Source organism: Streptomyces sp. BYX5S (assembly GCF_054724165.1).
In genome coordinates, this window is record NZ_CM138829.1 from 6,133,670 (window position 1) to 6,153,490 (window position 19,821).

At 69.4% G+C, this 19,821-nt stretch carries 15 protein-coding genes; 2 read left to right on the forward strand and 13 right to left on the reverse strand.

The genetic code is table 11. The features are described from left to right. Positions 1 to 7 precede the first annotated feature (7 nt). Positions 8 to 1,489: a stealth family protein gene (locus ACYBSK_RS27720; protein WP_460247112.1), complete on the reverse strand. Its 1,482-nt coding sequence runs from the start codon at positions 1,487 to 1,489 to the stop codon at positions 8 to 10. 612 nt (positions 1,490 to 2,101) lie between these two features. On the opposite strand from ACYBSK_RS27720, the gene ACYBSK_RS27725 reads away from it, so the two are divergent. After that, a complete protein-coding gene (locus ACYBSK_RS27725; protein WP_460243761.1) occupies positions 2,102 to 3,202 on the forward strand; it encodes an LCP family protein in 1,101 nt (366 codons plus the stop codon). A gap of 98 nt (positions 3,203 to 3,300) precedes the next feature. Here the strand turns inward: ACYBSK_RS27725 and ACYBSK_RS27730 are convergent, their stop codons facing one another. Both ACYBSK_RS27730 and ACYBSK_RS27735 read right to left on the reverse strand, forming a co-directional pair. Next, positions 3,301 to 4,422: a PLL family lectin gene (locus tag ACYBSK_RS27730; RefSeq protein ID WP_460243762.1), complete on the reverse strand. Its 1,122-nt coding sequence runs from the start codon at positions 4,420 to 4,422 to the stop codon at positions 3,301 to 3,303. 157 nt (positions 4,423 to 4,579) lie between these two features. After that, entirely contained in the window at positions 4,580 to 5,605 is a 1,026-nt protein-coding gene (locus ACYBSK_RS27735) for a PLL family lectin (RefSeq protein WP_460243763.1), read from the reverse strand. A 51-nt stretch (positions 5,606 to 5,656) separates the two neighbouring features. Between ACYBSK_RS27735 and ACYBSK_RS27740 the strand changes: the two genes are divergently transcribed. After that, the gene (locus ACYBSK_RS27740) at positions 5,657 to 6,010 is read left to right on the forward strand and encodes a PIN domain-containing protein (protein WP_460243764.1); all 354 of its coding nucleotides are present in this window, start codon (positions 5,657 to 5,659) and stop codon (positions 6,008 to 6,010) included. On the opposite strand, the gene ACYBSK_RS27745 is transcribed toward ACYBSK_RS27740, so the two are convergent. From ACYBSK_RS27745 to ngcE, 10 genes are all read right to left on the reverse strand, one after another. After that, positions 6,007 to 7,497 (reverse strand): ArnT family glycosyltransferase, encoded by a 1,491-nt coding sequence (locus ACYBSK_RS27745; RefSeq protein ID WP_460243765.1) that lies wholly within the window; start codon positions 7,495 to 7,497, stop codon positions 6,007 to 6,009. The genes ACYBSK_RS27740 and ACYBSK_RS27745 overlap by 4 nt on opposite strands. Positions 7,498 to 7,569: 72 nt before the next feature. Further along, positions 7,570 to 9,084 carry an amino acid permease gene (locus ACYBSK_RS27750; RefSeq protein WP_457479979.1) on the reverse strand — a complete coding sequence of 505 codons (1,515 nt, stop codon included), beginning with the start codon at positions 9,082 to 9,084 and terminating at the stop codon, positions 7,570 to 7,572. Positions 9,085 to 9,286: 202 nt separating this feature from the next. Then, positions 9,287 to 11,197: a 1-deoxy-D-xylulose-5-phosphate synthase gene (gene dxs, locus ACYBSK_RS27755; RefSeq protein ID WP_457479980.1), complete on the reverse strand. Its 1,911-nt coding sequence runs from the start codon at positions 11,195 to 11,197 to the stop codon at positions 9,287 to 9,289. A 227-nt stretch (positions 11,198 to 11,424) separates the two neighbouring features. Beyond that, on the reverse strand, positions 11,425 to 12,714 hold the full coding sequence (locus ACYBSK_RS27760) for a sugar ABC transporter permease (protein WP_457479981.1): 1,290 nt from the start codon (positions 12,712 to 12,714) through the stop codon (positions 11,425 to 11,427). Continuing rightward, positions 12,711 to 13,502 carry an ATP-binding cassette domain-containing protein gene (locus tag ACYBSK_RS27765; RefSeq protein ID WP_457479982.1) on the reverse strand — a complete coding sequence of 264 codons (792 nt, stop codon included), beginning with the start codon at positions 13,500 to 13,502 and terminating at the stop codon, positions 12,711 to 12,713. Before ACYBSK_RS27765 ends, ACYBSK_RS27760 begins: the two co-directional genes overlap by 4 nt. Before the next feature lie 156 nt (positions 13,503 to 13,658). Next, complete coding sequence (locus ACYBSK_RS27770; RefSeq protein ID WP_457481878.1) at positions 13,659 to 14,765, reverse strand: ABC transporter substrate-binding protein; 1,107 nt, start codon at positions 14,763 to 14,765, stop codon at positions 13,659 to 13,661. Between the two features lie 133 nt (positions 14,766 to 14,898). Further along, positions 14,899 to 16,098 carry an ROK family transcriptional regulator gene (locus tag ACYBSK_RS27775; protein WP_457479983.1) on the reverse strand — a complete coding sequence of 400 codons (1,200 nt, stop codon included), beginning with the start codon at positions 16,096 to 16,098 and terminating at the stop codon, positions 14,899 to 14,901. A gap of 197 nt (positions 16,099 to 16,295) precedes the next feature. Continuing rightward, on the reverse strand, positions 16,296 to 17,186 hold the full coding sequence (locus ACYBSK_RS27780; RefSeq protein WP_457479984.1) for a carbohydrate ABC transporter permease: 891 nt from the start codon (positions 17,184 to 17,186) through the stop codon (positions 16,296 to 16,298). Continuing rightward, positions 17,183 to 18,244, reverse strand: a complete 1,062-nt coding sequence (locus ACYBSK_RS27785) for a carbohydrate ABC transporter permease (RefSeq protein ID WP_457479985.1) — start codon at positions 18,242 to 18,244, stop codon at positions 17,183 to 17,185. The genes ACYBSK_RS27780 and ACYBSK_RS27785 overlap by 4 nt, the downstream gene beginning before the upstream one ends. 7 nt (positions 18,245 to 18,251) lie before the next feature. Continuing rightward, a complete protein-coding gene (ngcE, locus tag ACYBSK_RS27790) occupies positions 18,252 to 19,658 on the reverse strand; it encodes an N-acetylglucosamine/diacetylchitobiose ABC transporter substrate-binding protein (protein WP_457479986.1) in 1,407 nt (468 codons plus the stop codon). Between the last annotated feature and the right edge of the window lie 163 nt (positions 19,659 to 19,821).

The window sequence follows — 19,821 nt, forward strand, 5'->3', positions numbered from 1 at the left end:
CTCCGTCTCATCGCTCGTAGGGGCTTGGGGTGGGGAAGTAGGAGGTGAGGAATCCGTCGAGGAGTTCCTGCTGGGCCTCGATGTCCTCGGGTGTCGAGAAGGCGTCGTTGAGGCAGAAGGAGTCCTGGTTCCTGCCGTCCAGGAGCCGCTGGAGGCGGTCCGCCAGGTCGGGCACGGCCAGTTGGAGATAGGTGAAGGGCATCGAGCCGGGCTGTGCCCGCCCCGTCAGCGCCGCGTAGTAGAGCGCGAACGACGACGTCGGCGAGAGGTCCGTGATCGCGCGGAACCGGCTGGCCGAGGTGCGCGCCCAGGCTTCGGGGAAGTCCCGTTCGGCCTCGTCCATGGCCGACTTCAGCAGGGCGTACGGGATGTGCTCCATGGGCTGGGTGATGACCCGGCCGAAGCGCTCGCGCAGCAGCGCGCGGTTGTTCTTGCAGGCGGCGTCGACCGGGGTGTCGGTCGGGGCGACCGGGCCCTGCGGGATGCGGTTGCGCGAGGGGAAGTAGCGGGCGACACCGGTGGGCGTGAAGAACGCGTGCGGGGCGACGGGCCGTCCCATGAACATGTCGTCGTTGAAGTACAGGAAGTGCTCGGCGATGCCCTCGATGTGGTGCAACTGGCTCTCGATGGAGTGCGAGTTGAACGTCGGGAGGTCCGCTGGGTTGCGGAAGATCTCCCGGTGGTCGGCGATGCGCAGACCGGGCAGGTCCTCGCGCAGCCAGTCCGGCACCTGGTCGTCGGTGACGATGTAGATGTTGCGTATCCACGGCGCGAACAGGTGCAGGGAGCGCACCGAGTAGCGCAGTTCGTCACGGCTGATGAAGCGGGCGTCGCTCGCCGACTCCGCGTGGTAGACCTCGCCCTTCGCCGTCGCCTTGCGGCGCTGCCAGGCGGGGTCGTTGCCGTCGACCCAGGTGTACACGGCGTCGACGGGAAAGGCGATGTCGTCGGCGCACTTCACCAGGAACTCGGGCCGGGTGGGCAGCGGGGGCGCGAGGTTCGGGTCGGTCCAGTCGGAGACGAAGCGGCTGAACAGGCGCGCGGCGCCCAGCACGTTCGCGCTGTCCGCCGCCACGGCCCAGGTGGCCCGGTTGGCGCGGGGCGCGACGAGGTACGTGCCGCGCGGCTGCCAGAACTCGACGGCGCAGCCGTACTCGTGCCCGAGCAGGAGGTGCCGGCCCGGGTCGGTGCGGTACCAACTCACGTGCAGCACGCGGGCGTCGGAGACGTCGCGCCAGGCCTTCGGGTCGCGCGAGGAGACCGGCTTGGCCGCGCGCAGGGCGTCGGGGTCCACCACGCTGAGATGGCCCGGGTACTGGCCGAGGCCCCGGAAGACCGCGCCGAGCGCCCGCTCCCGGTCGTGCTCGGCGACGGCCACGACGGTGCCGTGGTCGGAGGTGCCGCGCACCGCGAAGTGGGCCACGCCGGCCGCGTCGAGCAGCGAGGTGAGCGCCCTGCGGTTGGCTTCCCGGGCACCCAGCGGTGTGATGCCGGGCTCGACGTAGACGTCGGTGTGGTCCCCGGAGTCCGCGGGTGTCGTGGAAACGGCAGGGGTGTGCTGCGCCGGTCCGACCGAAGTGTGCGGTGAAGCTCGGTGGACGGCGGGTTCCGAAACGGTTGTCACCGGCGCTGCCCCTCAAGGGCGTGCAGAGATCGCACTTCCACCCCTCCCCTTCTCGCCCGGCATTGAGCCGAGAACGAGCCCCAGCGGTCGCACGCCCTTGTGCCCCCCGGCTCGAAAACCGCGACCACTCACAAACCGGCGATAAATAGCCGGATTTGATCATCGAAAGACCGATTCAGTCTCTTAGATGTCGCGCACATCTTCACTAAGCCATCACACATCTGTCAACAGGAGTTAGACAGGTCTCCACAAACCACAAAGCTCATAATTGCCCCATGTCGGCGTTCGACAGCACGGACGCCAGTCGAGCGCTCGCTCCCGTTCGCCGTCCAAGTCGGTCTATAGTTCGGAAACAGCACGGCCCTCCGGCCGGCCCTGCGGCCGGGCCTCTCCCCCCACTCGTGGCCTCCCCCACCCGTCATCACCCGGGTCGGTGCCTCCTTGCGCCGAGCCACCTGCGAGAGAGGACACCGCGGCATGACGCACGCCCTGACGGAGCCGCAGCAGACCCGTAGATCCAGGCGCGCGCCCAACCGCCGCAGAGGCAAGCCGCCGCGGCGCCGTCGCGTGGGGCGCTGGATCCTGCTCGCCCTGGTGCTGGTGCTCCTGGCCGCAGGCGGCACCGGGTACTGGCTCTACAGCGACCTGAACAGCAACCTGAAGGGCGTGGACCTCGACGAGGCCATCGGCACGAACAGGCCGGAGAAGCTGCCCACTTCGGGGCAGAACATCCTGGTCCTCGGCTCCGACTCGCGCTCCGGTGACAACGCCTCGCTCGGCACCGGCAAGGTCTCCGGCGCCCGCTCCGACACCGCCCTCGTGATGCACATCCCCGAGGGCCGTCAGCAGGCCGTCGCCATCAGCATCCCGCGCGACACCCTCGTCACCCGCCCCGAGTGCACCTCGGACGGCGGATCCACCCTGCCGTCCGCGAAGCGTGTGATGTTCAACTCCGTCTACTCCACGGGCGGTCCGGCCTGCGTGGTCAAGACGGTGGAGCAGATGTCCGGCGTGCGCATGGACCACTTCGTGGAGATCGACTTCGCGGGGTTCAAGGGGCTCGTGGACGCGATCGGCGGCGTGACGGTCACCGTCGACAAGGCCATCCACGACAAGTCCAGCGGCCTCGACCTGGAAGCCGGCACGCACAAGCTGGACGGCACCCAGTCGCTCGCGTTCGTCCGTACCCGGCACGGCGTCGGCGACGGCAGCGACCTCGGGCGCATCGGGCTGCAGCAGAAGTTCATGATCGCCCTGCTGTCGGAGATCAAGAAGCAGGATCTGCTGGGCAGCCCCACCAAGGCGTACAAGATCGCGGACAGCCTGACCGCGTCGATGACGACGGACTCCGGCCTCTCCTCGCTGACCAAGCTGGCCGACTTCGCCCGGAGCATGAACGGCGTCGATCCCGGCTCCATGGAAACGATCATGCTGCCGGTGGCCTACGACCAGCAGGACCGCAACCGCGTCGTGGCAGCGCAGCCGCAGGCCGACACCTTGTGGAAGGCGCTGCGTGCGGACAAGGCGATCCCCGAGTCGGCGAAGAAGTCCCCCGCCACCGGCGGAACGGCGGGCTGACCCCACAACAGGCCTGCTTTCGGGGCCGGTTGAGAGGTGCTCGACGGGAGGAGGCGGGTCCCCCACCGCGGGGCCCGCCTCCTCCCGTCACCCGGTGATCAGACCCGCTGCGACGGCCCGAGGTTCAGGCCGGACCCGCCGGTGTGGCGTGCGATGTGCAGGCCACCGTCCGCGCCGATCAGGCCGAGCACCACCCGGCCGTACGCGTCGCACGCCAGGGCCGGGGTGCCCACGCAGCCCTCGCCGGTCGCCGACCACCAGAGGCCGGCCTGCTCGTTCTCCGTACCGAAAGCGGCCAGCAGGACCTGACCGTCCACGTCGCGGTGGGCCAGCACGGTGCAGTCGTAGCCGTCGATGGGCGTGCGCAGCACGGCCGACGGCCCTTCGCCGGGCGCACCGCCCAGCGGGTACACCCAGTCCCCCGGCCGATGCGCCGCGACACCGCCGGTCGCGGGGTCGGTCCAGTAGTACGTGGTCCGGCCCGGGGCGGTCTCCAGGGCGACGGCGCTGCCGGGGGCCACCGCGACGGGGATGTCGGGCTGCTGCCGGAACTCGCCCTCGGGCTCCTCCTGGGTCCACCGCATGACGAGGTTCGGACCGGGGACCATCGCCTCGACATGGCCGCCGGAGTGGTCGACCACGACCACGGGTTCCTGGGCCTGGCTGCCCTTGAGGTCGGTCCACCCGCCCCACTTGCCCCCGGGCAGTTCCCTGCGCAGCATGACGCCGCGGCCCGCGTTGCGGGCGAAGACGTACACGGTGCCGGAGGCGCTGACCGCTGCCGCCGGCACACCGAAGCGGGCCGCCTTCTCGCGGTCCTTGTGCGGATTGCCCAGCGAGCGCCACTCGGTGACGGGGCGTCCCGACTGGTACTGGATGGCGTGCACGACGTCGACCGCGGGCGGCCCGTCGCCCTTGCGCACCTGGCGGCGGCCGACGAAGTGCACGTAGGTGTCGGCCCCCTGGGCCGCGTACACATGGGTCAGATCGGCGATCGGGATGGCCTCGGGGCCGTGCCAGTCCGGGCCGCCCGGCCGCCGCTCGGTCCACCGCAGCAGCCCGGTACGGGTGCGGGCGTAGGCGGTGAGCCGACCGTCCTTTCCGAGGGTCAACCAGCGGCCGGCCACCGGTCCCTCGGCCCCGCCAGGGAGGTCCACCGCACTGTCCGTGTCGACGATCGCTCTGTCTCGGGCGGCGCCGCGCCCGGATCTGGTCCGCATGACGTGACCTGCCCCTTCTCTGACTCGGGGCAGCGACCGATCATCCATATACGAACCTGTGTGCGCCCCGAGCCGTCCCATCATAGTGTGACCATCCGGTGAACATGCCGCGATGATCGCGTGCGGCAGTGGCCTCCAGCGGCACCGGGGCCCCGGTTCAGACAGGCTGCCAGGCGGTCAGCGCGAGCCCCGGCTCGTCCTTGCGCCGCGCGACGAGCAGTTGCCCGGTCGAGGGCGAGACCGTGGCCGCCACGACGTCACCCCGGTGGTCGAGGACCAGTGCCACCTGCGCGTCGTCCGGCAGCCGCGGCCCCGAGTCCGCCCACCACGCACCGGCCGACTCCTGTTCCGTGGGGTACGCGGCGAGGGCCACGCGGCCCGAGGCCGTGCGCTGCGCGAGAACCGTGCAGTCGTGGCCGTCGAGCACGCACCGGACGGCCGCGACCGGGCCCGGCCCCGCGGCCTTGAGGAGCGGAACGGGCCGTGCGTCACCGCGCAGGACGTGCAGGACCTCGTCCTCGTCCGTGAAGAAGAGCGTGCTCCGGGTCGCGGACGTGGCCAGAGCGGTCAGGCTCGACTCGCGTGCCCCGACCGGCAGCGGCGCGCCGTCCTGCTCCGGCTTCGCGCCCGGCTCCCGCTGTTTCCAGCGGACGAGCCCGTCGACCGTGAGGGCGTACACCTCGACCAGACCCGACTCTCCCGTCACCGCGGCCGGTTCACCCCGGACTCCGGAGCCCTTGAGGTCGGTCCACGCTCCCCAGCCGCCCTTCTCCCCCTGTGCGCGCATGCTGAGGCCGCCGCCGCGGTTGCGTACGAAGACGTGGGCGCGCCCCTGGGCGTCGACGGCGACGGCGGGCGGGCCCGTGCGGTCGCCCGTCTTGTTCGGGTGGCCGATCGGGGCCCAGTCGAGCGCCGCGAGGTGGGGCTGGAAATGGGTGGAGTGCACCAGGCCCGCCTCGCCGGGCACGGTGGGCCGCCAGGACACCAAGTGGACGTAGTCGTGCGGGCCTTGGGCGAGAGCGAGGCCGCGCAGGAGACGCTGCTCGCCTCCGACGGTGCGGCCGGCGCTCCACGGCTCGTCCGGGCCGCGCTCCAGGCGGCAGACGACGGCATCGCCCGCGGTGGCGTACTCGTAGGCGCAGAGCCTGCCGTCGCGTGCCCGTACCAGCCAGTCGCCGTTCACGCGCTCCACCTTAATCGGGTGCCCGGGAACCTCTCGTGGGACCCTGACCTCATGAACGCGGGACTTGTGGTGGTCGACGGGGCCAATGTGGTGGGGTCCGTCCCCGACGGATGGTGGCGCGACCGGAGAGCCGCCGCGGTCCGGCTGCGCGACCGGCTGGCCGACTACGCGGGCGACCATCCGGAGGCCGAGGTGGTGCTGGTCGTCGAGGGCGCCGCCCGCGGGGTGGAGTCCGTGGCCGGCGTACGTGTCTCGGAGGCGCCCACCGACGGCGACGCGCACATCGTCGCCGTCGTCGCCGATTCCACCGGACCGTGCGTGGTGGTGACGGCCGACCGTGAACTGCGCGGCCGGGTGGAAGCACTGGGCGCCACGTGCGTGGGCCCGCGCACCGTCTACCCCTAGGACCCGTCTGCGCCACGCCGTACGTGGAGCACCGCCCCATCCACCCGCCCCACCTCCCGATACCCCCCGAGGATCCGCCGCAGCGCCGCCACCCGATCCGGTCCGTACGGGGCGCCGCGGGAGTCGTCGACGATCAGGGCCGGCGGGTGGTGGCGGAGTTCCGTGCGGAGGGTGGTCCAGCCGCCCGCCACGCCGAACCGCTCCCCCACCCGGCCGCCGTCGCGGCCTCCGCTGAAGTTCGTCAGGAGGCCGGCCGTCAGATAGCGGCTCGCGGGGGCGCGGTGGGCGAGCCAGTACGTTTCCGGGTGCATGCCCCAGACCAGGACCCGCTCGTCCGGAGCCGTGCGCGCCGCGACGGCGGCCGCCACGCGTTGCGCGTGGGTGAGTTCGGCGCGCGGGGCGAGCAGGCCCCAGGTCAGGAACAGGGCGCAGCAGCACGCCGAGACGAGCAGGGCCCGCGGCAGGTGGGCGCGCGGGAGGGCCTGGAGGGAACGCGTCCCCAACAGGGCCAGGGGTGGCACCAGTTGGAGGTAGTAGTGGCCGAAGAAGTGGAAGCCGACGGTCACCGCCACGGCCGACGACGCGAGCCACAGCCACAGCTCCGCGGAGCCCCTTCGCGTGACGCGCAGCGCGCGGACGATCGGGGGCAGGACGCCCGCGCAGGCCACCGCCAGGATCGCCGCGTTCGTCGCACCGCGCGCCACGACGTGGAGTGCGGAGCCGGTGATCGAGGCGTAGGAGCCCGAGCCCGTCACCGTCCAGAAGAGGAAGCCCTCGGGGGTGGTGGCGAGGGCCGCCGCGAGTACGGCGGCCAGGAACCCAACGGCCAGTCGCAGCGCGCCACTTGACGGGCGGGCGCCCGAACGCCACAGCATCCACGCCACCGGCAGCAGCACCGCTCCCCCGGTCTGCTTCGTCAGGAACGCCCCGGCGACCGCGAGCCCGCACCAGCCCCAGTGGCGCCGGTCCGCGCACCACAGCGCCGCCGCCGTCCACGGCAGCATGAACACCTCGAACGTCGCCGCCTGCGCGTCCTGCGGGTTCAGGCCGACGGAGAGGAGGAGGTACAGGGCCCCTGCCGTGCGGCCCGCCGTGTCGCCCCAGCGGCGGCGGGCCGACGACGCCAGGAACACGGCCGTCACCACGTGCGCCGCCACCGCGCACACCCGCACCGGCGCGAGCGAGTCCGAGCCGAAGAGCGCGAACACCGCCTCGTACAGCCAGGGCACCAGCGGGGGCTTGCGGTCGACGACGGTCTCGTAGAGCGTCCCGCCGTGCGCCAGTATCCGCGCCTGGACGGCGAGGTAGCCCTCGTCCGGGTTCCACAGCGGGCGGGCGAAGGACGGGATGCGGGTGGCGCAGGCGAGGACGGTCAGGGCGAGGACCAGGCCGGGCCAGTAGCCGAGGGCGGGGAGGCGGTCGCGCGGCCGGGAGTCGCCGGGGGCCTCGGATGCGTACGGTCGGGACGGGCGCGCCTCGGTGAGCATGGGCGCAAAACTATCCGCCCCCGTATGTCAGCTTAAGGAAGGACATACGGGGGCGGCGGATCAGGTGGTGGGTTACTGCGTGTTGGCGCGCGAGGCGCGGCTGTGGCGGCGTCCGTACGCGAAGTAGATGACGACGCCCAGCACCATCCACACCGCGAACCGCAGCCACGTCTCCACCGACAGGTTCAGCATCAGCCACACCGAGCACGCCACCGAGGCGACGGGGAGGAACGGCACCCACGGGGCCTTGAAGGCGCGCGGGAGGTCGGGGCGGGTGCGGCGCAGGATCAGGACGCCGAGCGCCACGACGACGAAGGCGAACAGCGTGCCGATGTTGACCAGCTTGGAGAGTTCTTCGAGCGAGATGAAGCCCGCCACCAGGGCCGTCACGACGCCCAGGATGATCGTCGAGCGGTACGGGGTGCGGAACTTGGGGTGGACGCGGCTGAACACCGGCGGCAGCAGTCCGTCCCGGCTCATCGCGAAGAACACGCGGCTCTGGCCGAGCAGCAGGATCATGCAGACGGTCGTCAGGCCGATGACCGCGCCGAAGGAGATCAGGCCCGCCCAGAACGGGTGGCCGACCGACTTGAACGCCTCCGCGAGCGGGGCGCCCGGGTCGAGGTCCTTGTAGTTCTGCATGCCGGTGACGACCGCGGCCACGGCCACGTACAGGACCGTGCAGATGGCGAGGGAGCCGAGGATGCCGAGCGGGACGTCCTTCTGCGGGTTGCGGGTCTCCTCCGCCGCGGTGGCCACGACGTCGAAGCCGATGAACGCGAAGAAGACGACGGCCGCGGCGGTGAAGATGCCCATCACTCCGAAGCTGGAGGGGGTGAACCCGGCGATGCCTTCGAGGAGTGTGGCGCTCAGGCCCGAGCCGCCCTTGTTGTCCTGGGCGGGCGGGACGTACGGGCTGTAGTTGCTGGAGTTGATGAAGAAGGCGCCGACCGCGATCACGATCAGGACGACCGTCACCTTGATGGCCACGACCACCGACGTCACCCAGGCCGAGAGCTTCATGCCGATGACGACGACCGTCATCACGGCCAGGACCAGCAGGAACGCGGCGATGTTGAAGCTGAAGCCGTCGCCCGAGCCGGGGCCCTGGAGAGCGGCCGGGAGGGGGATGCCCCAGCTGTCGAGCAGGGACTGTACGTAGCCGGACCAGCCGACGGAGACGGTGGCGCAGCCCAGGGCGAGTTCCAGGATCAGGTCCCAGCCGATGATCCACGCGGGGAACTCGCCGAGGGAGGCGAAGGCGAAGGTGTACGCGGATCCCGCCACCGGGACCGTGGAGGCGAACTCGGCGTAGCAGAGGGCGGCGAGGGCGCAGACCACGGCGGCGACGACGAAGGAGATGGTCACGGCCGGGCCCGCGTAGTCCGTGGCGGCGGTGCCCGTGATGACGAAGATGCCGGAGCCGATGACGACGCCGACGCCGAAGACGGTGAGGTCGAGGGCGGAGAGGGATTTCTTGAGCTTGTGCTCAGGCTCCTCGGTGTCCTTGATGGATTGCTCGATGGACTTCGTCCGGAACAGGCCGTTGCGGGTTCGCTCCGCGCCTGTTTCTGGCTGGGTGGTCACCGGCTACCTCCGTAGGCTTCGTCGTCCTCGACATGATCGAGACGAGTTGCCGTTGGCGGGCGGGTGAGTCATGCGAATTCATGCGAACGGGGCCGGCCGGGCCGCCTTATGGGCGATCCGCCGCCCCGTCGCCGGGCACGCATCAGCCTCGCCGGGCACCTGTCAGCCCCGCCGGCGATTGAGGCGCGGGGGCTCAATACGGTCAGTCGCGGGCGACCTCGACGGCACGCTCGGCGGAGCCGTCCAGCTTGGACACGAGGCCCGTGACCTGGCGGGCGATGTCCGGCGCCGTGAGGCCGATCTCGGCCATCAGCTCCTTGCGGGACGCGTGGTCGAGGAACCGCGGCGGGATGCCGAAGTCACGGAGCGGGACGTCGACGCCCGCGTCGCGCAGCGCCTGCGCGACGGACGAGCCGACACCGCCCACCCGCGAGTTGTCCTCGACCGTGACGACGACCCGGTGGCGCTCGGCCAGCGGCGCCATCGCCTCGTCGACCGGCTTGACCCAGCGGGGGTCGACGACGGTCGTCGTGATGCCCTGCTTGTCGAGGAGGTCGGCGATCTCCAGGCACATGGGCGCCAGGGCGCCGACCGAGACCAGGAGGACGTCGGGGCGGTCCGAGGACGCCTCGCGCAGCACGTCCATGCCGCCGATCCTGCCGACCGACTCGACGGCCGGGCCGACGGCGCCCTTGGAGTAACGGACGACCGTGGGGGCGTCCGACACCTGCACCGCCTCACGCAGCTGCGCACGCACCTGGTCGGCGTCGCGCGGCGCGGCGATGCGGACGCCGGGGACGACCTGGAGGAGGGACATGTCCCACATGCCGTTGTGGGAGGCGCCGTCGGTGCCGGTGATGCCGGCCCGGTCCAGGACGAAGGTGACGCCGCACTTGTGCAGGGCGACGTCCATGAGGACCTGGTCGAAGGCGCGGTTGAGGAACGTCGCGTACACCGCGAAGACCGGGTGCAGGCCGCCGTGGGCGAGGCCGGCCGCGCTGGTCGCCGCGTGCTGCTCGGCGATGCCGACGTCGTAGACCCGCTCGGGGAACTCCTCGGCGAACTTCTTCAGGCCGACCGGCTGGAGCATCGCCGCGGTGATCGCCACGATGTCCTCGCGCTCGCGCCCCAGCTCGACCATCTCGTCGCCGAAGACGGAGGTCCAGTCCGCGCCGGAGGCCTTGATCGGCAGGCCGGTGTCGGGGTGGATGGGGCCGATGCCGTGGAAGCGGTCGGCCTCGTCCTGGAGGGCGGGCTTGTAGCCGCGGCCCTTCTCGGTGAGGCAGTGCACGATCACGGGGCCGCCGAAGCGCTTGGCGCGGGTGAGCGCGGACTCCAGGGCCTCGATGTCGTGGCCGTCGATGGGGCCGACGTACTTCAGGCCGAGGTCCTCGAACATGCCCTGCGGGGCGATGAAGTCCTTGAGGCCCTTCTTGGCGCCGTGCAGCGTCTCGTACAGCGGGCGGCCGACGACCGGGGTGCGCTCCAGGAGGTCCTTCCCGCGGGCCAGGAAGCGCTCGTAGCCGTCCGTGGTGCGCAGGGTGGCCAGGTGGTTGGCGAGGCCGCCGATCGTGGGCGCGTAGGAGCGCTCGTTGTCGTTGACGACGATGACGAGGGGGCGGTCCTTGGCGGCCGCGATGTTGTTCAGCGCTTCCCAGGCCATGCCGCCGGTGAGGGCGCCGTCGCCGATGACGGCGACCACGTGGTCGTCGCGCTCGTGCAGCTCGTTGGCCTTGGCGAGGCCGTCGGCCCAGCCGAGGACGGTGGAGGCGTGGCTGTTCTCGATGACGTCGTGCTCGGACTCGGCCTGCGAGGGGTAGCCGGAGAGGCCGCCCTTCATCTTGAGCTTGGAGAAGTCCTTGCGGCCGGTGAGCAGCTTGTGCACGTAGGACTGGTGGCCGGTGTCCCACAGGACCTTGTCCTGGGGCGACTCGAAGACGCGGTGCAGGGCGATCGTCAGCTCGACGACGCCCAGGTTCGGGCCGAGGTGGCCGCCGGTCTTGGAAACCGCGTCGACGAGGAAGGTCCGGATCTCGCCTGCCAGCTGGTCCAGCTGCTCCAGGCTGAGCCGGTCCAGATCGCGCGGTCCCGTGATGCGGGTCAGCAGCGGCACCCGTGCCTCCTTGCGTAGAGCTGTGAGTAGCTGGTTGAGCGGTCGAGCTTGTCGGGCCTGTCGAGTCTAATGTTCCGTCACGGAAAGCGGCGGCCGGGCCGTGCGTTACTCGTCACGCCCGCGTCACGAAATGGAACCAGTTCCACCGGAACCCGCGCATGACTGTGCCCGGTGTCCTCATTGACACCGGGCACAGTCAGTCCAGGCCGGAAGGGGACCGGCAGCCGTCAGGCGCGGCCGGCCGTCTTCTGGGTCTTACGGGTGACCGAGTCGATGACGACCGTGGCGAGAAGCACACCGCCGGTGATCATGTACTGGATCGGGGTGGCGATGCCCTCCAGGGCGAGGCCGTACTGGATCGACGTGATGACGAGCACACCGAGCAGCGCGTTCCAGGTGCGACCCCGGCCACCGAAGAGGCTGGTGCCGCCGATGACGGCCGCGGCGATGACGTTCATCAGGAGGTCACCGGCGCCGGCGCTCTGGTTGGCCGCCGCGATCTTGGAGGCCCAGAAGAGGCCGCCGACCGCCGCGAACAGGCCCGCGAGGGAGAAGACCGAGATCCGGATCGCCGTGACGTTGATACCGGCACGCCGGGAGGCCTCGACGCTGCCGCCGAGCGCGTTGACCTTGCGGCCGTACGAGGTACGGCGGAGCAGGAAGTCGGTCGCCACGAGGACGATGCCGAACAGCAGCACCGCCAGCGGCAGGCCCTTGTACTGGTTGAAGATGATCGCGACGGCGAACAGGGCGACCGCGAGCAGCACCGTACGCATCAGGATGTCGCTGAGCGGCCGGGACGGGATCCCCGCGGCCTCGCGACGCCGGTTGCCGAGGTAGGTCGGCACGAAGTAGGCGAGGATCGCGACGACGGCGAGCCCGTAGGCGGCGGCGACGTCGGAGAAGTAGTACGTGGTGAGCTTGCCGACCACGCCGTCGCCGTCGATGTTGATCGTGCCGTTGGAGCCGAGGATCTGGAGCATGAAGCCGTTCCAGAACAGCAGGCCCGCCAGCGTGACGGCGAACGCGGGGGCGCCGAGCCGGGCGAAGAAGAAACCGTGCAGCGCCCCGATGATCGCGCCCGCGAGGAGCGAGACCAGGACGGCGAGCCACTCGTTCATGCCGTGGGTGACGCTCAGTACGGCGGTGATCGCCGAGGAGACGCCGGAGACGGAGCCGACCGACAGGTCGATCTCGCCGAGCATCAGCACGAAGATGATGCCGACGGACATCATGCCGGTGGCGACCATCGCCACGAAGATGTTGTTGAGGTTCTCCGCGCCCAGGAACGCCGAGTTCAGGCTCTGGAAGATCGCGCAGATGACGATCAGGCCGATGACGACGGGGATGGCCCCGAGGTCGCCGCCCTTGACCTTGCGCTTGAACTCGCTGACGTACCCCGCGAAGCCCTGCTCGCGCACGAGGAGGCGGGGGTCCACCGCGGTGACAGCGGCGCCGGCGGCCGCGGCGGGGGCGTCCACCGCGGGCTGGGGGCTGTCCGTCTTGTCGATGCTCACTTCTGAGCCTCCCCATTCGCGCGCGCCGCACGACGGGTCACGGCGTTGTCCGTGGCGCCGGTGATGGCGGAGATGATCTCTTCCTGCGACGTGCTCTTGACCTCGAACACGCCGTTGTTGCGGCCGAGCCGCAGGACCGCGACCTTGTCGGCGACGGCCTTCACATCGGCCATGTTGTGGCTGATGAGGATGACCGCGTGGCCGCGCTCGCGCAGTCGCTCGACGAGGTCGAGGACCTGCGCGGTCTGCTCGACGCCGAGGGCGGCGGTCGGCTCGTCGAGGATCACCAGCTTGGGCTCGCCGAGCATGGAGCGGGCGATCGCCACGACCTGGCGCTGACCACCGGACAGCGAGGCGATCGGGATCCGCACGCTGGGTATCCGGATCGACAGGGTCTGGAGCAACTCCCTTGAGCGGCGCTCCATTTCGACCTCGTCGAGGACTCCGCGCTTCTTGATCTCGCGCCCCAGGAAGAGGTTGCCGACGACATCGATGTTGTCGCACAGCGCGAGATCCTGATAAACGGTCGCGATGCCCAGGTTCTGGGCGTCGTGCGGCCGGTTGACCGCCACGGCCTTGCCGTCCCACTCGATGACACCGTCATCGATGGGGTGCACTCCGGCGATCGTCTTGACCAGGGTGGACTTTCCGGCACCGTTGTCGCCGACCAGGGCGACCACCTCACCGGCGTGGACTTCAAGCTCTACGTCGGTGAGCGCCTGCACGGCACCGAATCGCTTGGAGACCCCGCGCAACGCCAGCACGGGCGTAGCGGACACGTGAACCATCTCCTTCACCGCCTAAGGCCTGACCCGGCGGGAGGTTGCACTCAAAAAGAATGAGGGGGGTGTGGGTGTTCCGTCCAGCGCCCCGCCGTTGAGCTGCGGGGCTGTCGGCGGCGGGGCGCTGGACGTGTCAGAGGGCGAAAAGCGCCCGGACCTCGGTTACTTCAGGCCGATCTTGTCGCACGCGCTCTTGTACTTCGCGGTGCAGATCTGGTCGACCGTGTAGTAACCCTCCTTGATGACCGTGTCCTTGATGTTGTCCTGGGTCAGCGAGACGACCGGGACGATCACCGAGGGGATGCCCTTCTCGGTGCCGGAGTCGACCTCGGTGGTCTTCAGGGAGGAGTCGAGCTCACCGTTCTTGGCGATCGAGACGGCCATCTTGGCGACGGTCTCGGCCTCCTGCGGGTACGACTTGAAGACCGACATGTACTGGTCGCCGGTCACGATGCGCTGCACGCCGGCGAGCTCGGCGTCCTGGCCGGTGACCGGGGGAAGCTTGGAGACACCCGCGCCCTTGAGCGCGGTGATGATGCCGCCGGCGAGGCCGTCGTTGGCGGAGTAGACGCCGACGATCTTGTCCTTGCCGAGGGCGGAGATCGCGCCCTCCATGTTGGTGTTGGCGTTCTCCGGCTTCCACTCCTTGGTGTCGTACTCCTTGCCGATCTTCACCTTGCCGTCGAGGACGGAGTGGGCGCCCTTCTTGAAGTCACCGGCGTTGGGGTCGGTGGCGGCGCCGTTCATCATGACGATCTGGTTGCTCGGCTTCGCCTTGTCGCCCAGGGCCTTCAGCAGGGCCTCGCCCTGCGTCTTGCCGACCTCCTGGTTGTCGAAGGAGGTGTAGGCGGAGATCGGGCCCTCGGCCAGGCGGTCGTAGGCGACGACGGGGATGCCCGCGTCCTTGGCCTTCTTGACGCCACCGGCGACGGCCTTGTAGTCGACCGCGTCGAGGATCAGCACGTCCACCTTGTTGGTGACCATGGTGTCTATCTGCTGCGACTGCAGGTTGGCGTCCTGCTTGGCGTTGAGGTACTCGACCGTGCCCTTGCCGTTCGTCAGCTTCTTGACCTGCTGCTCGATGATGGGCTTGTCGAACTTCTCGTAACGCGCGGTCTGGTTCTCCGGAAGGAGCAGACCCACCTTCAGAGCGTCGGTCTTCTTGCCTTCGGACTTCTTAGCTTCGCCACCGGACTCCTTGGCGCTGCCACAGGCGGCGAGAGAGACGGCCATGGCGCTGGCACAGACGGCAACGGCGGCACGACGCATACGCGTGTTCACTTCAGAAACCTCCCTGACGAGGCCGCGTCGTTGCGGCCGAGGTGGCTGGAAGTCAACTCGGCCGCAACCGCAGCGTCAAGGAGTAAATCCTTAACGGGTTGGCAACGGTGTCATGCGTTCTCTAAGTGAAGGCAGGTGTGACTGCGGGGACGGAACCGTCCAAAAGGGTCGAATCGCCCATCTCGCTGAGGGCCAGTGCCAGCGCGCCGAGCACCTCCGCGCGGCCCCCCAACGCCCCTGGAAGGACCGAGAGTTGACGCCCGGCGCTGGGGATCGCGTAGCGCCCCACGGACTCCCTGATGGGCCCCAGGACCAGCTCACCGGCCTCCGCGAGGTCGCCGCCGAGGACGACCCGGCTGGGGTTCAGCAGGTTGCACAGGTTCGCGACCCCGGAGCCGATGTGCCGGCCCACGTCCGCGACGACGCGACGGCAGCCCGGGTCCCCCTCGCGCGCGAGCCGCACGACGCCCTCCATGGTGAGGTCCGTCCCGTGGCTGGACTGGAGCAGGGGCAGTACGTAGCGGGCGGCGGTGAAGGTCTCCAGGCAGCCGCGGTTGCCGCAGCGGCACACCGGGCCCGACTCGTCGAGCGTGATGTGCCCGATCTCCCCCGCCGTGCCGCCGGGGCCGCGGTAGATCTTCCCGCTGATCACGAGGCCCGCGCCGACACCGCTGGCGACCTTGATGTACGCGAGGTCCTTCACGCCCCGGCCGCTGCCCCACACCAGCTCGCCGAGCGCACCCAGGTTCGCGTCGTTGTCGACGTGCACGGGGACGCCGAGGCGGCGGGCCAGCTCCTCGGCGGGCTTGGTGCCGGACCAGCCCGGCAGGATCGAGGTGGAGCCGAGCGTGCCGCTCTCCACGTCGATCGGCCCCGGCACGCCGAGCCCGACGCCCGCGACCTTGGTGCGGTCCACGCCGGTCGCCGCGATGAGGCGCTCGACCAGCTCTTCGGCCCGGTCGAAGCCCTGCGCCGCGGAGGCGTCCACGTCGAGCGGCTCGGACTCCTCGGCGAGCACCTGGTGCGCCAGGTTGCCGACCGCCACGCGCAGGTGGGTGTGGCCGAAGTCGACGCCGATCACGATGCCCGCGTCACCGCTCAGCGACACGCTGCGGGCCCGGCGCCCCCCGGCGGATGTGGGTGTGACCTCGACCGTTCCGCCGTCCTTGAGCTCCCGGACGATGTTGGAGACCGTCGCCGCGGACAGGCCCGTCGTCCTCGCGATCTCCGCCTGCGTGAGCGATCCCGCGAGGCGCACCGCACGCACGACCCGCTCGAGATTGGCCCGGTGCAGCGAGGACTGCGACCCCGGAGTCTCCATTGACCCACCCTTAGTCCCTTGGCCCACGTCACCGTACGTGACCAGACCTTGTACAAGTTATGAACTCCAAACTCCGCTGAAGGTATCTCCGCCGTCAAGCCCTTGACGGAGATCGGTTCTTTCCACCGGCCGCAGGGGTCGGGCCCCGGAGAGCGGTCTCTCCGGGGCCCGACCCCTGGTGCACGGTGGTTGAACGGTCAGCGGAAGGTGCCCTGCGACACCGAACCGGCGATCCGGCGCTGGAAGATGATGTACACGATGAGCACGGGGACCACCGTGACCACGATGGCCGCGAACAGAGCGCCGTAGTCGATGTCGTAAACCTGCGAAGACGCGTAGGCGGCCATCCCCTGGGTCAGCACCCACTTGTCCTGATCGGTGTTGAGCGCCACCGGCAGCAGGAACTGGTTCCACAGGCCCAGGAAGTTGAAGATCGCCACCGCGGCCATGCCCGGAGTGGCCATCGGCAGCATCACCTGGAAGAACGCCCGCCAGTCCCCGGCACCGTCGATCAGCGCGGCCTCGTACACGTCGTGCGGCAGCGACCGGAAGAACGAGTAGAGGAAGAACACCGTGAACGGCAGCGCGAACGCGACGTAGGTGAGGATCAGTCCCGGCCGGGTGTTCAGCAGCCCGAAGTTCTGGAGCTGGAAGAAGAGCGGGACGATCGCCAGGAAGACCGGGAAGGTCAGACCGGCCAGCATCAGGTAATAGATCGCCCGGCGTCCCGGGAATTCGAACCGGGCGAGGATGTAGGCGCACATGGCGCCCAGCAGCATCACCAGGAACAGCGCGGAGACCACGATGATCACCGAGTTGAGGAAGAACTTCCCGATGTTGGCGTCGGTCCACGCGTTCACGTAGTTCTCGACCCGCCAGTGGTTCGGCAGGTCGAACGGCGACGACAGGATCTCGCCGGTCGACTTGAACGACGACAGCAGCACCCACAGCATGGGCACGATCACGATCACGGACCACAGGATCAGCAGGCCGTGCGAGATCGCCGCGAACCTGCGGTCGCTGCTGACGACGGCTCTCGTGAGTTTCCGGTCGCTCGCCGGCTTCCGGGCGGCGGTTATGGCGCTCACCGGGCACCTCCCTTGGCTCCGGCACGCCGAGCCTTCAACCCACGTGCTTTCTCTTTGCCTTCGTTCTCGCCGCCGCCGGTCAGGCGGTTGACGGTGAACACGAGCGCCGCGAACACGAGGGTGACGACGGCGAGGACGATGCCCATCGCGGTGGCGAGGCCGAACTGCTGCTTGGTGAAGGCGACGTGGTACAGCCGCTGGCTGATCGTCAGGGTCGAGTTGGCGGGACCGCCGTTCGGCAGCATCGCCTGGACGTAGACGAACGCGTCGAGGGCGGCGATGCCCAGGTAGATGTACGCCGTCTGCACGCTGTCCCGGATCGCCGGCAGGGTGACCGAGATCGTCATCCGGAACCGGCCGGCCCCGTCGATCCTGGCCGCCTCGTACAGCTCGGCGGGAACGCCCTTGATCGCGGCGATGAAGAGCACCGCGTAGAACCCGACGAGCCCCCAGACGAAGACGAACATCAGGGCCGGCATCGCGGTCGCCGTCTCGCCCAGCCAGGCGAATTCCTTGAAGCCGTCGAGACCGAGCGAGGTGAGGATGCCGTTGACCAGACCCGCGTTCGGATCGAACATCTGCGCCCAGATCAGGCCGACGATGATCGCCGGGACGACGTAGGGGAAGAACGAGATAATCCGGTAGAAGGAGGCGGACCCGATCCCCCGGACCGGGCCGATGCTGGGTCCGCCCAGGGTGATGGCCACCGCGACCGCGAGCGCGAGCGACAACGTGATCAGCGGTACGAAGGCCGCCAGCAGCGCGACGTTGGTCAACGCCTTCAGGAAGATGTCGTCCTGGAAGATCTTGACGAAGTTGTCGAGCCCGACGAAGTCGTAGTCCGGGCTGAAGCCCCGCCAGTTCGTCATGCCCCAGAAGATCGCCTGGGCGAACGGGTAGAGCACGAAGACCACGAAGACGGTCAGCGGGATGCCGAGGAACGCGAGGAAGAACGTCACCCGGTCGAAGGTGAGCTTGCGGCGGCGGGGCCGCCCGCCGCGAGCGGCCGGCGCCGGCCGGTCGCTCGCGGCTTTGGAGGTGGGGATCGCGTCACTCATGGCGGTACTAGCTGACCTCGATCTTGTCGACGGAGTCGTCTTCCCTGACCTTGTCGGAGATCTTCTGGAGAGCCTGGGTCAGGCCCTTGCCGTCGAGGTCGCCCGAGAGGAACGAGTTGAACGGCACCAGCTGGTCGGTGTTCATCCCGTAGGCCTCGACGAAGGTGTAGTTGAAGATGTTGTCGCCCGCGGCCTCCAGCATCTTCGTCTGCGAGACGAGCGCCGACGACCCGTAACCGTCGGCGGGCACGGTGCCCTTGACGATCGTCGGGGCCAGCTTCGTCTTCGAGAAGTTGGCGGCCGCCTTCTCGGACAGCATCGCCCGCAGGACTTCCTTGCCACCGGCCGGGTTCTTGCCCTGCTTGGGGACGATGAACGGCTCGCCCGCGGCCGCGCGAAGCGACTCGTAGGGCATCTTCGGCTTGTCGGTGAGCGTCATCGCCGGGACTCCGGTCATCTGGAAGTCCTTCTTGGTGGCGTCCTTCATCTCGTTCTCGATCCAGCCACCGGACGGGTAGAGCAGCGCCTTCTGGTCGTTGCTCCAGATCGCCTGCGCCTTCTGGAACTGGGTGCCGGAGCCGCCGGGGACGAACATCTTGTCCTTGACCATGGTCTCCATGATCTTGATGACGTCCTGGATGGCCGGGTGCGACCAGCAGTCCTTCTCCAGGTTCCCCAGAGCGATCCGGACCTCGTCGCCGCCCTCCTTGATCGCCGAGTCGATCAGCAGCGTCCGGTAGTAGGTCGCGGCCTCCTTGCCGTGGACGAAGAGGTACTTGCCCTTCTTCTTCGCCTTCTGGCCGAGGTCGAGCGCCTCGTCCCACGTCTTGGGCGGGGTCCAGTTGTTCTCCTCGAACAGCGTCTTCGAGTACCAGACGCCGTACACCGTCATGACGTAGTTGAGCGCGACGAACTTGTCCTTGAACGTCCCCGGGTCCTTGACGCCGGGGTAGACCGTGTCGGCGATCTTCTTGCCCTCGTAGTTCTTCGCCTCGAGGACGTCGTCGAGCTCCTCCAGCTGGTCGAGGATGCCGAGGAATCCGATCTGGTCCTCACCGGAGTTGTCGATGAGGTCCGGCGGGTTGCCGCCGACGAACCGGGGCTGGAGCTCCGGGGCGATGTCGACGACCGGCTTGACCTGGACCTTGGCGCCGGCGATCTGGGCCCCGATGACCTGGTTGACGTACTCGACGTAGTCGGTCCCGTAACCGCCGTCGAAGATGGCCGCCTCGACCTTGGAGTTCTTCTCCATGCCGAACGGGTTCTTCGCGCTGCCCTTGGTCTTCGGGCTGCCGTTGTCACCTTCGTTGCTGGAGGGGGAGCCACACGCAACGGCGAACGAACCCATGGCCGCGGTGGCGATCGCCCCGCGCAGGAGCGTCCGCCTGTCGAGAGAGCCGGCACGAATGGTCATCTCTGCATCCTCACTGATCGGTTGGATCTCTAACGGTGTGCTGCGTGTTCGGCTGCCGGGCCGGATCGGCCATGCGCTTGCCGTACTGCTCTGGGGGCGATTCCTGGTGCCGGTGCCGCTCAGCGGCACCCGTGGTGATCAGCTGAGCGATGTCGGAAAAGGC

Coding starts and splice junctions, on each gene's coding strand:
- ACYBSK_RS27765 (WP_457479982.1), bottom strand. CDS start 13,502: ATGGTTCACGTGTCCGCTACGCCCGTGCTGGCGTTGCGCGGGGTCTCC.
- ACYBSK_RS27775 (WP_457479983.1), bottom strand. CDS start 16,098: ATGGAGACTCCGGGGTCGCAGTCCTCGCTGCACCGGGCCAATCTCGAG.
- ACYBSK_RS27730 (WP_460243762.1), bottom strand. CDS start 4,422: ATGCGGACCAGATCCGGGCGCGGCGCCGCCCGAGACAGAGCGATCGTC.
- ngcE (WP_457479986.1), bottom strand. CDS start 19,658: ATGACCATTCGTGCCGGCTCTCTCGACAGGCGGACGCTCCTGCGCGGG.
- ACYBSK_RS27725 (WP_460243761.1), top strand. CDS start 2,102: ATGACGCACGCCCTGACGGAGCCGCAGCAGACCCGTAGATCCAGGCGC.
- ACYBSK_RS27740 (WP_460243764.1), top strand. CDS start 5,657: ATGAACGCGGGACTTGTGGTGGTCGACGGGGCCAATGTGGTGGGGTCC.
- ACYBSK_RS27785 (WP_457479985.1), bottom strand. CDS start 18,244: ATGAGTGACGCGATCCCCACCTCCAAAGCCGCGAGCGACCGGCCGGCG.
- ACYBSK_RS27770 (WP_457481878.1), bottom strand. CDS start 14,765: ATGCGTCGTGCCGCCGTTGCCGTCTGTGCCAGCGCCATGGCCGTCTCT.
- ACYBSK_RS27745 (WP_460243765.1), bottom strand. CDS start 7,497: ATGCTCACCGAGGCGCGCCCGTCCCGACCGTACGCATCCGAGGCCCCC.